Origin of the sequence: Oceanobacillus locisalsi (genome assembly GCF_042675985.1) — a bacterium.
GTDB lineage: Bacteria > Bacillota > Bacilli > Bacillales > Amphibacillaceae > Oceanobacillus > Oceanobacillus locisalsi.
This window is the reverse complement of the sequence record NZ_JBHTKK010000018.1, coordinates 75,882-89,976: the sequence shown is the minus strand read 5'-3', so window position 1 is coordinate 89,976 and position 14,095 is coordinate 75,882. Positions and strand designations below refer to the sequence as shown.

The 14,095-nt window shown below is 39.4% G+C and carries 12 protein-coding genes and 4 tRNA genes; 4 read left to right on the top strand and 12 right to left on the bottom strand.

Going from position 1 to position 14,095, the window contains the following annotated elements:
* Positions 1-214: 214 nt before the first annotated feature.
* The 4 genes from ACFQ19_RS14270 to ACFQ19_RS14255 all read right to left on the bottom strand — a co-directional run bounded on the left by ACFQ19_RS14270 (position 215) and on the right by ACFQ19_RS14255 (position 547).
* Positions 215-288, bottom strand: a tRNA-Ile gene (locus ACFQ19_RS14270).
* A 9-nt stretch (positions 289-297) separates the two neighbouring features.
* A tRNA-Gly gene (locus tag ACFQ19_RS14265) sits at positions 298-371 on the bottom strand.
* 18 nt (positions 372-389) lie between these two features.
* A tRNA-Pro gene (locus tag ACFQ19_RS14260) sits at positions 390-466 on the bottom strand.
* A 4-nt stretch (positions 467-470) separates the two neighbouring features.
* Positions 471-547, bottom strand: a tRNA-Arg gene (locus ACFQ19_RS14255).
* A gap of 567 nt (positions 548-1,114) precedes the next feature.
* On the opposite strand from ACFQ19_RS14255, the gene ACFQ19_RS14250 reads away from it, so the two are divergent.
* Genes ACFQ19_RS14250 through ACFQ19_RS14240 form a run of 3 tightly spaced genes read left to right on the top strand, consistent with a single transcriptional unit; the run spans position 1,115 to position 2,953 of the window.
* Positions 1,115-1,435 carry a PadR family transcriptional regulator gene (locus ACFQ19_RS14250; protein WP_379593180.1) on the top strand — a complete coding sequence of 107 codons (321 nt, stop codon included), beginning with the start codon at positions 1,115-1,117 and terminating at the stop codon, positions 1,433-1,435.
* On the top strand, positions 1,428-1,985 hold the full coding sequence (locus ACFQ19_RS14245; RefSeq protein WP_379593178.1) for a DUF1700 domain-containing protein: 558 nt from the start codon (positions 1,428-1,430) through the stop codon (positions 1,983-1,985). The genes ACFQ19_RS14250 and ACFQ19_RS14245 overlap by 8 nt, the downstream gene beginning before the upstream one ends.
* Positions 1,982-2,953 (top strand): DUF4097 family beta strand repeat-containing protein, encoded by a 972-nt coding sequence (locus tag ACFQ19_RS14240; protein WP_379593176.1) that lies wholly within the window; start codon positions 1,982-1,984, stop codon positions 2,951-2,953. Before ACFQ19_RS14245 ends, ACFQ19_RS14240 begins: the two co-directional genes overlap by 4 nt.
* Before the next feature lie 135 nt (positions 2,954-3,088).
* Here the strand turns inward: ACFQ19_RS14240 and rbsK are convergent, their stop codons facing one another.
* From rbsK to ACFQ19_RS14200, 8 genes are all read right to left on the bottom strand, one after another.
* Positions 3,089-3,976, bottom strand: coding sequence for a ribokinase (gene rbsK, locus ACFQ19_RS14235; RefSeq protein ID WP_379593174.1), 888 nt, complete (start codon positions 3,974-3,976; stop codon positions 3,089-3,091).
* Positions 3,977-3,989: 13 nt separating this feature from the next.
* On the bottom strand, positions 3,990-4,967 hold the full coding sequence (locus ACFQ19_RS14230) for a LacI family DNA-binding transcriptional regulator (protein WP_379593172.1): 978 nt from the start codon (positions 4,965-4,967) through the stop codon (positions 3,990-3,992).
* Between the two features lie 268 nt (positions 4,968-5,235).
* Positions 5,236-6,135, bottom strand: a complete 900-nt coding sequence (locus ACFQ19_RS14225; protein ID WP_379593188.1) for a DMT family transporter — start codon at positions 6,133-6,135, stop codon at positions 5,236-5,238.
* 595 nt (positions 6,136-6,730) lie between these two features.
* Positions 6,731-7,603, bottom strand: a complete 873-nt coding sequence (locus ACFQ19_RS14220) for a MurR/RpiR family transcriptional regulator (protein ID WP_379593170.1) — start codon at positions 7,601-7,603, stop codon at positions 6,731-6,733.
* Positions 7,604-7,779: 176 nt separating this feature from the next.
* On the bottom strand, positions 7,780-8,874 hold the full coding sequence (locus ACFQ19_RS14215; protein WP_379593169.1) for a YkvI family membrane protein: 1,095 nt from the start codon (positions 8,872-8,874) through the stop codon (positions 7,780-7,782).
* Between the two features lie 374 nt (positions 8,875-9,248).
* The gene (locus tag ACFQ19_RS14210; RefSeq protein ID WP_379593167.1) at positions 9,249-10,655 is read right to left on the bottom strand and encodes a flavin monoamine oxidase family protein; all 1,407 of its coding nucleotides are present in this window, start codon (positions 10,653-10,655) and stop codon (positions 9,249-9,251) included.
* Positions 10,652-11,557 carry a 4-hydroxy-tetrahydrodipicolinate synthase gene (gene dapA, locus ACFQ19_RS14205; RefSeq protein WP_379593165.1) on the bottom strand — a complete coding sequence of 302 codons (906 nt, stop codon included), beginning with the start codon at positions 11,555-11,557 and terminating at the stop codon, positions 10,652-10,654. The genes ACFQ19_RS14210 and dapA overlap by 4 nt, the downstream gene beginning before the upstream one ends.
* Positions 11,558-11,579: 22 nt before the next feature.
* Positions 11,580-13,085 carry an aldehyde dehydrogenase family protein gene (locus ACFQ19_RS14200; protein WP_379593164.1) on the bottom strand — a complete coding sequence of 502 codons (1,506 nt, stop codon included), beginning with the start codon at positions 13,083-13,085 and terminating at the stop codon, positions 11,580-11,582.
* A 229-nt stretch (positions 13,086-13,314) separates the two neighbouring features.
* On the opposite strand from ACFQ19_RS14200, the gene ACFQ19_RS14195 reads away from it, so the two are divergent.
* A complete protein-coding gene (locus ACFQ19_RS14195; RefSeq protein WP_379593162.1) occupies positions 13,315-14,058 on the top strand; it encodes an SDR family NAD(P)-dependent oxidoreductase in 744 nt (247 codons plus the stop codon).
* Positions 14,059-14,095 lie beyond the last annotated feature (37 nt).

The window sequence follows — 14,095 nt, the reverse complement described above, 5'->3', positions numbered from 1 at the left end:
TCAAACTCTCCATAAAAGTGTTTGTGTTTCTTAGCTTTCAGAAGTCATTACTGACTTTTTTAAGAAAAACGAGGTTGTCTTTCTTCTTTCGTACTGGTTGTTTTGTTCAGTTTTCAAAGAGCAATTTGTTTGTCGCCTCTAAAAACAGCGACTCAATTAATATATCATTTCTGTAAAATGATGTCAACAACTTATTTTGAAATGAATTGCTGAGTGGGCCTAGGTGGACTTGAACCACCGACCTCACGCTTATCAGGCGTGCGCTCTAACCAACTGAGCTACAGGCCCATCATTTTATGGAGCGGGTGAAGGGAATCGAACCCTCGTCATCAGCTTGGAAGGCTGAGGTTTTACCATTAAACTACACCCGCTTATAAAATTAAAATATCTGGTCGGGAAGACAGGATTCGAACCTACGACCCCTTGGTCCCAAACCAAGTGCTCTACCAAGCTGAGCTACTTCCCGATAATGGTGCGCCTGAGAGGAGTCGAACCCCTAGCCTCTTGATCCGTAGTCAAACGCTCTATCCAATTGAGCTACAGGCGCTTAATAAGCGAACTTTTATATATTATCACATCTAATGAAACGATGCAATCATTTTTTCAAATCAAAATATCAATCAATCTAGCTATTAACCTGTTCAATCAATCGACTTTTAATACTATAGCACGTCCATTTCGTTGATGCAAGCAGAAATCCCCAAAAATATAAAATCAAACTATTCTTTCAAAAACTACCTTTCTTACATACACAAAAACAACTATTATCATACTTGATTTTTGTTCAATCATCCGTCTATTTTTTTGAACAGGGTATAGTGTATAGTTCCGCTCCGGCCAAGTCCTCCGCCGCAGCGGTAACCTTACACCTTACCTTCCAATTCTAGTCAACAACTGTATGGAAGAAATAATCTACCCTTGTTCCAATGGTAAGGGAGTTACTTTTAAAGTGCGTAAATTGAGTTATCAAAAAAAGCAAAACTCCAAAATATCTTTCTCTGTTTCTTCTATATAATTCATACTCCATACAATAAACCACTATTATTTATTGAATAGTACTGCACAAAATGCTATAGTTATGTTGAACAGCTTACCTATAAAGAAGGTGACATAATTGAATGCACAATTTAAAAAAGGAGTTCTCGAACTCTGCGTATTAGTACTGCTTGATAAACAAGATTTATACGGTTATGAGTTAATCAAACGGATTACGGATAAAATCCACATCTCAGAAGGATCGGTCTATCCCGTTTTACGACGTATATTAAAACAGGGATACTGTACAACTTACCTTAGAGAGTCCACGGAAGGACCAAGCAGAAAATATTATCATTTAACGGAGGAAGGAAAAGGTCACCTCCTGGAATTAAAAGAAGCATATGATAATTTTACGCACGGTGTGGATTCGTTAATGAAGGAGGAGAAAAATGAATAAATTAGACTTTTTGGAAGAACTTGCGGTTTACTTACAGAATCTATCATCCGAAGAACAAAAAGAAATTATTCAAGATTTTGAAGAACATTTTGAAATGGGGAGAGCAGAAGGAAAATCAGATAAAGAAATAGTCCATTCACTGGGTTCCCCGCAACAGATAGCAAAAGAATTACAACCTGCACAAGAAAATGAAAGGAAGCAAGCCAATTCATCTAGACAAAGTTCTTTCCATAGAACAGGCATTGTCATTGGACTCTTTTTCTTTAATCTTATTATTGTACTTGGGCCAGCTCTCGGCATTGCTGGTATCATTCTGTCTATATGGGTTAGTGCGTTTTCATTTGTTGCGCAACTTTTTATAGCTGTCGTTCAATGGATTATCCAGCCTGTTTCATTTTATTTATTTGAATTATTTGCTTCTATCACGCTTGCCGGGATAGGGCTGCTTCTCTTCATAGGCGCAAAGTATGTAACAAATGCAGCGATCCATATTTTATCTAAATACATGGCATTGAATGCCCGCTTAGTGAGAGGAGAGAGTCGCTCATGATAACTGTAAAAAGAACCTTCATTTTGGCTATTTTCCTGCTTTTTATCGGCGCTATCGGGATGACTGCCAGCTTTTCAACTTATCAGGAATCTGCTTTCTATGAAGAAACAGAGTCTATTCCTTTTGATGCAAATGAACTCGAGGAGATAGAATTAGATGCAGAAAATACGCAAGTCCGTCTTCATCCGGCTAATGGGGAGGAACCAAAAGCAGTATATTCCGCAACAGGAAAGAAGACAGAAAGGCAAGAACTTCAAACATCTATCGAGGATGGGAAATTGGCTATCCAGATTGAAGAAACCTTCTTTCCTTTCTTTCATATCGATGTGATGTTTCAATCACATGCTGCTTTAGATATTTTTATTCCTGAAAATGCCATGGAAAAGATAGATGTACAGACGACGAATAGCAAAATAACTGCAGCGGATTTACAAACGGATGAGTTGCTGCTTCATACCAGCAACGGAAGAATTGAAGGAGAGCATTTAGAAATACCCTCTCTCCATGTACAATCATCTAACGGAAGCATTGTACTGAATGATATTCAAGGTGATATCCATGGAACAACTTCAAATAGCAAAATTACATTTGATAATATTATTGGTCAAGTAACTGCACATACAAGCAATGGAAAAATTGAACTCGCATCTGTACAAGGTGATGCGAATATGGAAACAACAAACGGAAAAATAGAAGCGCAACATATCTCCGGGAAAACGAATGCCAAAACAAATAACGCAGCTATAAATATAGAAACAGCAAACTTTGAACACCCCATGGATTTGCAAACAAGCAATGGAAAAATTAATATTATGTCGGAACAAGAGCCTGAGAACGCTACTTTCGATTTACGCACGAATAACGGTACGATTCGTGTATTTGATTCAAAAGAATGGGATGTTACTTACGGAAATGGGGACACAATGATTAAAGCCCATACTAGTAACGGCGGTATTACGATTGAATAATTTACTCTCCTTATTGTCATTCTTCCGATAAAGAAAACGAAATCAAAAAGACTGCTCATGATTATTTCAGAGCAGCCTTTTTGTATTATTGGATTCAGATGAATCATTCAGAAAAACAAACAGAAGGATGCTGTTTTACTTTTCCTCCATCCGCTGTACCACAGCTTCTCTTTCCGGCATGCCTCCCTGTGCTCCAATTTTTTCTACGGATAAAGAGGCTGCAGCATTTGCAAATTGAATTGCCTTTTCCACATCATTTTCCTTTGCATATTCTGTCACAAAAGCACCATTAAAGGTGTCACCTGCTCCGGTAGTATCTTTTACGTTCGCTTGAAAAGGCGGAATGGTTTTCTTTTCTCCATTTGGCAACATAAAAGCAACGCCCTGTTCTCCTCTTGTTTCAATAATTTTTCCTTTTATCAGAGAAGGATCTACAGAATGCTCCAACTCCGAAAGTTCCAGCTCATTCGGCGTCAAAAAAGTTACCTTCTTTACAACCGATTCTGGAATATCCGCAAATGGTGCCGGATTAATAACGACCGGAATATTATGTTTATAAGCAAGATCTACCGTATACGCAATGGTTTCCATTGGTATTTCAAATTGCATTAAAATGATGTCACTGGAAAGTATGATATCTTCTTTCTCTTTAAGCCTTTCCGGAGTGATATGATTATTAGCACCCAAAGTGACAATAATCCGGTTATCTCCCTCAGAAATAATAATCGTAGCAACACCTGTTGATGCATGAGGAACAGTGATAATGGCTTCGTCCCTCACTCCTTCATCACGGAATCGTTCTTTTAGACTTTTACCAAAAGCATCTTCACCCACAGCTCCCAACATGACAACGTCTGCTCCGAGTCTGGCTGCTGCAACAGCTTGATTAGCACCTTTTCCGCCAGGATATGTGGTGAATGATTCACCCATAATTGTCTCCCCTTGGGCAGGTATTTTATCTGTTGTTGTTACCATATCCATATTGATACTCCCGACAACGCAAACGCTTGGTTTTCTCTTCATATTCCCCACTCCTTCACTTGGTTGATTGCCGTTTGATCAGCTGGACAGTGTATTGTTCCGAATCACATTCCTTCTGATCATTTTCCATCTGGTCTATGATGATTTCTACCGCTCGCTTCCCCATTTCGTAAATAGGCTGTCCTATGGTCGTTAACGCAGGTGTGGTGATTTTCCCTATTTCAATTCCGTCAAATCCAATGACCGCTAAGTCTTCCGGTACTCGTAAATGCAAAGCTTCCGCCGCTTTTAAAACGCCCACGCCCATTAAATCATTCGCAGCAAACACGCCATCGATTTCTGGATGTTTTTGTATTATTTCTTTCGCAGCATGATATGCCCCGTCAAAAGTGTATTCTCCCGGGGCGATGTAGTCCTTTTCACAAAAACCGTCTTCCTGCTGCATAACGTCCAAGTAACCTTTTTTACGTTCTGCTGCACTTGTTGTATCCGCTGGTCCGCTTATATGCGCAATCCTCCGACAACCGGTTTTCTGCAAATACCGTACCGCTTCGACCGCTCCCGCTCGGTTATTAACTGTAACAGAAATCATATCCGCTATTTCTCTATCTAAAGCGACCATTGGCACATCTACTTTATGTAAGGTTTCCAGAGGAATCGAACTTGAAACCATCACGACACCGCCAATTGTCTTTTGTAACAGCGTGTGCAGATATTTCATTTCTTTTTCTCGATTATTATCTGTATTACAAAGAATAAATGTATAGCCTGATTTATTTGCTGTATCCTCCACTGCTCGCGCCAGTTCAGGGAAAAATGGATTCATGATATCCGGTACAAATAATGCAATCATGTTAGACGTACCTTTAAAAAGTGTTCTGGCTACGTCATTGGGACGGTAATCTAACTCCTGAATCGCAGCTTCTACCTTGTCTTTCGTTTTTTCATTTATATATCCATTCTTATTCATCACACGGGAAACTGTAGCTACAGATACGCCGGCAAGTTTTGCAACTTCTCGAATTGTCGCCATACCATTCCTCCTCTGACAATATGTAACCCGTTACATATTATTGTAAAGCGATTACAAATTGTTGTCAATGTTTTCATTGCTGAGGCACCTCAAGCATAATGCGTTTAGCATTGCTTTATCCATATACAGATGATGCAACTGCGATTAAAAAACGGATAAACCCTAATCCAAGTTCATCCGTTCGTTCTTTTAACACAGTGCAACTGTACGCTTTGCTCAGTAATAAGCAGCAGCGGATATCAAGTTCTCTGCTGAATAAAATCGCCCTTTATATACTTTCCGATTCTTTTGGTACGGCTTGTTTCGATCCGGCCTGTAACCTTAAGAAGTAAAAGATCCCGACAATAATCAGGACGCCGCCTATCATCTCCACAGGAGTAAGCATTTCCTGCAATAGAATAACAGCCAAAATCGAAGCTCCAACCGGTTCCCCTAATGTGGCCATAGAAACCGTTGTTGTATTAACATAGTTTAATAACAGATTAAAAATAATATGTGCTCCTGTCGGGAAAATAGCGAGCATGACAAATACCATCCAATCGTTCGTACTATAGCCCGTGAAGGATATTCCGGCAATTAGATTAAAAACAGCCACTGTCATCCCTGCAACGAAAAATACTAAAAAGCTGTACACCCAATGATTAATAGATTTTACATTTCGCTGGCCGATCATTAAGTAAAGTACAACAGAAACAACAGCGAGGAAAGACAGAACATTTCCCAGAAAAGCTGCACTGCCGCCTCCGAAGCTTCCTCCCCCAACGACAACAACACCAATAAAAGCAATTCCCATGGCTAATACTAACCGCATGTCTAATTTTTCTTTAAAGAAAATCATACCTCCAATTAATGCAATTGCAGGCTGTAATGCTAAAATCAACGTAGAGCTTGCCACGGTTGTATGTTTTAAAGATTCAAACCATAAGCCGAAGTGGCCTGCCAGAAAGATACCGGCAAATACAATGGCTATCCATTCTCTTCGTTTTATCTTAGCAAATGAATCTCGATGTCTAAAAACGATCGGCAAAATTAAAGCACATGCTAAAAACATCCGATACATAACCATAATGGTAGAAGGTGCATCCGATAATTTAACAAATATGGCTGATAACGATATGCAGATAATCGTAATAACTAGCAGGATATTAATGTTTCTTTGCTTCAATATTCCCCCTCCTTCTAAGTTTGAATTTTGCTTTGTTCAGAAGAGATTTCCCGTAAAATAACGTCATTACCGAATAATAATAGCATGATAAATACTTTTTTCACATCGATTTAGCTCGTAACTACAACTTTCGCATCTTAAAAAGTAACTTCTCTTCCATAGGAACAGGGGGAGATCGTTTCTTCCCATATCTGTTGAAGGTAAGGTGTAAGAAGGCTACCGCTGAACTGCTACCTGCGGCGGACCGTTTTGCTTTCCGACGTACAACGGTTTTTGATGGGGCGAATAACCGCAGTCCTATCGAAAACCGTTGTGCATCGTAGGGCGATCTGAAGATCCACTTGAAATGCGGGTTTCTTTTCAAGTTAGCTGAAGCCGTTCCCCACGGCAGACTAAGAACGCAACGTCCTGTTGCAACGTCTGCACTAGTACGTCCTGTACGTCGGAAAGCGGAGAGGTTGGCCGGAACGAAAGCTATGCACCATGTTCATCCTGGAACAGCAAGTTTTATATACTTATTTTTAGGTGCGAAAGTTGAGCTCATAAAATACGTACATCTATTTCATTACGGAAACATACTGCAGTAAAACCGGCATGACTAATAAGTAAACGTCACATGATTTTCTTTTAGCGTTTCTTCCAATTTACTCAACTTTTTAATAGAGTCTCCGGAAAAACGCTTCCCGAATTCAACAATTAACGCTTCTACTAACGTAATCGTCGGGATAATAGAAAATTTATCTTCGCTTACTTCAATTTGTAAAGTGACAGTCGCATAATGAATGATGGGGCAAGATATGTGATCCGTAATTAAAATAATAGGAACTCCTATGTCATAAGCTACTTTTACTGCCTGAATAACTCTTTCTGTGTACGGCTCAAAAGCAAATACAATCAATACTTCCTCTTTTTCAAGCTGCAACACCTTATCAAAAACGACTTCTGTATCATAGCTTAATTGTCTTAATTTAGGATAGAATTCCCCCATTAGCTGTTCAAAATAAAGCGCGACTGCTCGATAGGGTCTTGTTCCAAATATATTGATGCACGAAGCTTTACTCATCATATCAACAGTTTTATCAAAGTTTTCCAATAAATCTTCATTTAACGATTTATCAAGTAAATCTACGGATTCTTTACTCATCTGAACCATCGTATGTTCATATTCCTTATCTTCTTGAACATCTGACAGAGAGTCCTTCAATTTCCATTTTGAATTTGTCTTCTCGGTTAGAGATGCGTCATAAATGTCCTTTCTAAAATCATTAAAATTGTCGTATCCTAAAGAATGGATTGTCCGCATAACTGTTGAGATTCCGACACCTGATTCGTCAGAAAGCTCCTTTACTGTCATTAAACCTAAAGAAGAATAGTTTTTCAAAATAAAGTCACATAAATACCTCTGTCTTTTTGGTAAACTATCCTTCAGGTTAACCATTTCCTCTAATAAGGATGGATTATTGTCTGCCATTACGCTTCCTCCCCTTAAAATATCCACTGTATATAACGTATCTATCCTGGTTATTCATTTCATAGATACGTTCATTTCATCTGTGTATATAGGAGATTATAACTTATCATGAAGCAAACGTCATGACGAACAATTCAGGGTCGAGTGCTTAGGATTTGGAAAAATAACTTCAACACCTACTTCACTGCCTTTAAATTCTCCCTTTCTGGAATCTCCTCTGTCTTTGCTTTTGACCTTAAACGAAACGCTCCGACTACCAAAATAACAAGAAATATATATCCTAAATAACCTACAATAGGAAACACAATAGAAATCAATTCAGAAAAACCATACAAGCTTAAACTGCTGGCAACAATTATAGTAATAATACTGAATATGTTAAATCCTTTTGTTTTTGGTTCAAAGAAACGGGAGCTAAAGGAGAAGAACATACTTACTCCTGTTCCATAAATCATCCCGAATAAAGCAACAGAAAATATCAAGCCTAGCAGTGGAGATATTTGAGTTGCCAATCCCAACGTAGGCATTTGTAAAGATGCAACGACATCTATATTTTGAAAAATAGCCATGTTGCTGACCAGTACTAAAACACCGCATAGCAGTCCGCCTAAGAAACCACCGGCTGCAGCATGTTTTCCATTGGTTTCACTTCCTCCCATGATAAACAGCATCGCTGCATTCGTGAGCGTAACAACAGATAAATAGTTAAAAGCTGCTGTAAACCAATTATTTGTAACAGAAGCTTGCTGTAATGCGATGGATTCCATCTCTGCAGTTGAATTATCGCTTGTTATTAAGCTATAAATATTTACAAAAACAATAACAAGTAAAAACACTGGTGTTACAACAGCAAGTACTTGGATTACTTTTTTGACTCCCGTCATAATTGTTATCAACACTAATACAGACATCAATATCGTCCCCATATATGTCGGTATTTCAAATTGTTGACTGAATATAGGGCCGGCTCCAGCTAGCATAACTAGTCCAATTCCAAACAATACGAAGATAATGACAATGTCATACCCCATTCCTAAATAGCGACCGCTAATCTGGCGTATAACTTCCATATGTGAGATAGCTTTTAACTTGTATCCGATACTTACTAATAGCATCCCGGTAATACCAAACAATATCGCTACAGCAATTGCACCAAGGATTCCAATTTGGCCGAAACTTGTAAAGTATTGCATAATCTCTTGCCCGGAGGCAAATCCAGCACCTAAAACTGCCCCTATAAAGGCACTGCTTATTTTTAATATACTTTTCATAGGATCTCCCTTCCTAACTAAAAGCCTTTTGCATAAAGTAAAACATTATACAGCGAGAATTGTTGCATTCCCGTCTAAGTATCTTTTTGTACAAACCTGGTCCATTACTGGCTATGCAAGTTCTTTCTATTCTTGTAATGCAAGTCTTACAGGCAGTTGCACAGTGATAAACCCGTATGAAATGATAATCCTCTATTGGTAAGCGTTTACATTCAAGGGATTATCATTTCCTTTTTCAACAAAGTAAAGGGTATCTTCATATAACTGATCAAATAATCATTTTAAGAAAACACGATAATTTGTATTACATGCGTTCTACTATCACAATTGAACTTTATACTATAAATTATCGCGTACAATAAACTCATGCTTTATCATGATCCATCAGCCATGTATACCTCCGGCTGCACATGAGAAAATGTTGTTAATTCTTGACTAATCTCAGACCCCAAGAGACTATTAATATCTTGTGCCGCAGTAAATCCAGATTGAATAGCTGTCTCTGTATAAGTTGACCCTAAATAATCTCCCGCCAGGAATAAACGGCCGTCAGGTTTTGTTAACATAGGCTGTAGCTCCGCTCGTCCCGGAAAAATATAAGCAGATCCAAATGGATATTTATTGACCCGAGCCTCAACAACATGATCGCTGAAACCTGGAAATATATCATCTAAATCACGCAAGATAATATCGAGGATTTCTTCTTTCGGTTTATCAATTAAGCGGCTTCCGCTTTCGCCAGGTGAAAATGTCATGATACTGCTCCCCGGCTGTCTTTTTGTTTCTCTGGCCCGAATTAAATTGGTTTGATTCAAAATAATGTCAAATGCTCTTTTTGGTGTTGCAAAAGAATAAACATTATCCCAGACTTGCGGTTCTGTTTCGTCCGTCAGAAAAGCTGCACTTACATGCGGTCCATAAGTTACTTTATCCAGTGCTTCGCCAAGTTCCGAATCAATATTTTTTGCGATTTTTCTTGTTATTGTAGCAGGGGTAGCAAGCACGGCATAACGAGCTTCCTCGACATACTCCACACCATTTTGCGTATATTTTACTTCAACCGAATCTTTTTTCTGAAACACTTCTATCACTTTTGCATTCAGTTGAACACTTTCCCCTAACTCTTTTGCAATCGTATCTGTAAGCGTGGACGGCCCTCCGTCAATATTTCTTCCAAGTCCATCGCTTTTATTCCACACCGTGTGAAAATAACCTATACCTGATCCGGCTGTAATGGTTTCCGGGCTGCCTGTGGAACGGCTGACAGTAGGTCTGAAAATCGAATCTGCATCGGTTGGTAATTCGCCGGTGAAATCGGTAAATGTCCGGTCATCCATAAATTCTAAGATACGCTGTTGTTGCACCCTGTAATCTTCCCCAGGTTTTCTCTTCGCTATTTGTCCATATCTGATCACGGCTGCTCGCACTTTTGCACCAGCACGTATCAAAGCAAATCTTGATTTCCATGACATCGGAGCTCTAAAAGGATACGTTTCAACTCCACCTTTTAAAAGCAGTTTTCCATTTAACGACATTGCTGTCAGCGTACCAGGCACAGGGGAAGATGTGATACCTACAGACGTCAGTAATTCATCTGTCGCTGAACCAGGACCGGCATAGAGATGTCCTCCCCAATTCAACCAGTAATCTCCCCGGCGCTCCGAGTGTACACGTCCGCCAATACGTTCTTCTGATTCCAAAAGCAATAAGTCATGGTGTTTCAGACGCCAGGCTGCAGACAGCCCGGCAAGTCCTCCACCAATAATGATGACATCCTTCATTTTACCTCCTCCGTTTGTAACACATCTGCATCTGTTAACAGCTTCTTTATTTTCTGACGGTATGCATCTGATGCAGGTACTAAAGGCGACCTGCTGTTTCCGCCTGGTAATCCCAACGCTTCTAAACCAGCTTTCACCGTACCAGGAATCACTTCTTCCTCAATGGCATCATAAAGCGGCATTAATTTTTGATTTAAGTTAATTGCTTCGTTAATGTTATTTTCATTAACAATAAGGTTATATAAACGAACCATTTCAGCTGGTACCAAATTATGCACAACACCGATGGATCCTTGTCCGCCAATTGCCAATGTCGGGACAATCAAGTGCTCCAATCCAGTTAACACAGAAAAATTATGATTCTCTTTGGTAAGTGTTAACAATTTACTCGTATGCTGCTGATCAATTGTATTTTTAATACCAACAACGCCATAGATTTGGCTAATCTTTTGGATTAACTCCGGACTTAATTCGACATTTGTCGCTTCAGGATAGTGGTAGATAACAATGCCAATATCTGCATTCTCCGCAACCGTTTTATAATAATCAATGATTCCCTGCTCACTTGTTTGCATATAATAAGGACTGATGACTAACGCCCATTCCGCACCTGCGTCCGATGCAAATTTCGTCAGATTTATCGTATCTTCCGTCCGATGGCATCCTGTTCCAGCCATCACTTTCGCTCTTCCTTTTACTTTTTCACAAACATATTGAATCACTTCTTTTCTTTCTTCCACACTCATTAATGAATATTCTCCAGTACTTCCACCGACCAGTACGGTATCAATCCCATTTTCAAGTAAATGGTCTAAAACCGCTCCAATTCCTTCATAGTTAATGGTATTATCTGCGTTCATCGGTGTTGGTAAAGCTGGAATCATTCCTGTTGGTTTTGTCATGCCAAAAACCTCCTATTATTTTTTATTCGTTATCTTCATCTTGCTCTATATTGACAAAAACACTTTTGACTTCTGTATAATTCTCTAAGCCATATTCTCCGCCCATTTCCCGTCCGATACCGGATTGTTTATATCCTCCAAACGGCATTGTTTCCCATTCTTGTCCGACATCATTAATCCATACCGTTCCTGCCTGCAGCTTGCTGGCAACATAGTGCCCTTTTCTGATATTCTCCGTCCATACGCTTGAAGCCAAACCATATACGCTGTCGTTTGCTCGCCGAATTCCTTCTTCCACCGTATCAAATACGTGAACGGTCATAACCGGCCCAAAAATTTCTTCTCTTGCGACAGTCATATCGTCCTCTACATCAGCAAAAATAACTGGTTTAACAAAATAACCTTTATCAGATACTGGCGTGTTATCCCCAATTAGTTTTGCACCTTCCTCTATCCCCGTCTGGATGTAACCAAGCACTGTTTGCTGCTGTTTTTTAGATACAAGCGGTCCCATATCTGTCTCTGGGTCCATGCCGTGGCCGAGGTTAATTTTCTCCAATTCTTCGGAAAGCCCTTGTAAAACTTTGTCATATATATTTCTTTGTACATATACTCTGGTACACGCACTGCAGTTTTGCCCATGGTTATACATCGTTCCAGAGAAAGCGCCTTCAATTGCTTTTTTAATATCAGCATCTTCCAGAATAATGCTAGGGGATTTCCCGCCTAATTCCAGCGTCACGCCTTTCAATTGGTCTGCAGCTTTCTTCATCACATCTTTTCCTACATTCGTTGAACCGGTAAATGCTACTTTATCAATCAGCGAATGTGTAATAACCGCCTCGCCGGCTTCTCTTCCAGATCCAGGTACGATATTAACGACACCGTCTGGAAAGCCTGCTTCTTTAAATAATTTTGCGATATAAAGCAATGATAATGGTGTCTCGCTAGCTGGTTTAATAACTACCGTACATCCTACTGCAAGTGCAGACCCCAACTTCCAGGCAGCCATTAACAGCGGAAAATTCCATGGAATAATCTGGCCAACCACGCCAACCGGTTCATGTACCGTATAATTGATATAATCCGGAGACACATTTGTTGTCTTTCCCTGAATCTTTGTAGCAAACCCGGCATAATACCTGAAATGCTCAATCGTACCATCGACATCATCTGTCAGAGCTACTTTATAGGGTTTTCCATTATCCAGTGATTCCAATTGAGCTAATTCTTCACGGTGTTCCTCCAGCAAATCTGCAAATTTATAAATTATACGAGAGCGAGAAGACGCTTCCATTTTTGTCCAATCACCTTCATCAAAAGCGGTCCTTGCTGCTCTTACTGCATGATCAACATCATCTCTATCTGCTTTATAAACTTGAGCAATTCTCTCCTCCGTGGCAGGGTCTAAAACATCAAATTTATTACCTGCTGCGGCATTGACATAATCTCCATTAATATAGAGACCAATACTATCTTCCAGAAATTCTTTTACCCTTGGTTTTAAATCAAAATGAAGCGTTTGCATTATTGTCCTCCTTTTGAAAATGTAATTTTTAGAATTTCCTTTACTTTATCATATAAACGAATATATTTAAACCCTTTTTATTAAAAAGGAATAAATATATTCAAAACTTAATTCAAAAATACTCTCTATCGATGATATATTTCACTTTTTATCAGGAAACAATTAATTTATGGTATGGTAAGGATAATAATTATATATTTTAAATACATGCAAAGAAAAAGGAGAAATCATGCCAAATTTAAAAGATCAAGTCGTACTTATAACCGGAGCAAATCGTGGACAAGGGAAAGATATTGCCAAACACTTCGCTTCACTTGGCGCAAAAGTAGCAGTTGGCGCGAGGAATCTGGAGGATGCAGAGGCTCTGTCAGTGGAAATAGGGCAACATCAAAGCCTTCCTGTCCAATTAGATGTGACAAAAGAAGCTGAGTGGACAACTGCAGTCCAATCGATTATGCAAACGTATCATAAAATAGATGTACTCGTTAATAATGCAGGTATCTTCACCAAAAAACCTTTGCTAGATACCACTGTGGAGGATTTTCAACAGTTAATTCAGGTCAATCAGCTTGGGGTTTTTATGGGGTTACAAGCAGTCGCGCCCTATATGGAAAAACAACAGAAAGGATCGATTGTTAATAATATATCTATCTCTGCTTTTGCGCCTATCAATGAATCGGCAGCTTATGCAGCTACCAAAGCGGCTGTGTCCAACCTTTCCAAATCTGCCGCAATGGAATTAGGGCCTAAAGGTATTCGGGTAAACGCCATTCATCCCGGCGTTATTGAAACAAATATGGTTAGCAGCAGTAACTTGAATGTTAATGAAGCTGAGGCTATTCCGTTAAAAAGGCTCGGGCAGTCAAAAGATATCGCACAAGTCGCCGCTTTTCTTGCTTCCGATGAGAGTGCTTATTGTAATGGGGCTGAAATTGTAGTCGACGGCGGGCTTACCTTAGGAACAGATGTTTAAATAAAAAAGAAGCCGAAGCAGCCACTGTGTCTATCCA

Excerpts from the sequence above, each read along its gene's own strand:
- ACFQ19_RS14245 (WP_379593178.1), top strand. The coding sequence starts at position 1,428 with ATGAATAAATTAGACTTTTTGGAAGAACTTGCGGTTTACTTACAGAAT.
- ACFQ19_RS14240 (WP_379593176.1), top strand. The coding sequence starts at position 1,982 with ATGATAACTGTAAAAAGAACCTTCATTTTGGCTATTTTCCTGCTTTTT.
- rbsK (WP_379593174.1), bottom strand. The coding sequence starts at position 3,976 with ATGAAGAGAAAACCAAGCGTTTGCGTTGTCGGGAGTATCAATATGGAT.
- ACFQ19_RS14230 (WP_379593172.1), bottom strand. The coding sequence starts at position 4,967 with ATGGCGACAATTCGAGAAGTTGCAAAACTTGCCGGCGTATCTGTAGCT.
- ACFQ19_RS14220 (WP_379593170.1), bottom strand. The coding sequence starts at position 7,603 with ATGGCAGACAATAATCCATCCTTATTAGAGGAAATGGTTAACCTGAAG.
- ACFQ19_RS14215 (WP_379593169.1), bottom strand. The coding sequence starts at position 8,874 with ATGAAAAGTATATTAAAAATAAGCAGTGCCTTTATAGGGGCAGTTTTA.
- ACFQ19_RS14210 (WP_379593167.1), bottom strand. The coding sequence starts at position 10,655 with ATGAAGGATGTCATCATTATTGGTGGAGGACTTGCCGGGCTGTCTGCA.
- dapA (WP_379593165.1), bottom strand. The coding sequence starts at position 11,557 with ATGACAAAACCAACAGGAATGATTCCAGCTTTACCAACACCGATGAAC.
- ACFQ19_RS14200 (WP_379593164.1), bottom strand. The coding sequence starts at position 13,085 with ATGCAAACGCTTCATTTTGATTTAAAACCAAGGGTAAAAGAATTTCTG.
- ACFQ19_RS14195 (WP_379593162.1), top strand. The coding sequence starts at position 13,315 with ATGCCAAATTTAAAAGATCAAGTCGTACTTATAACCGGAGCAAATCGT.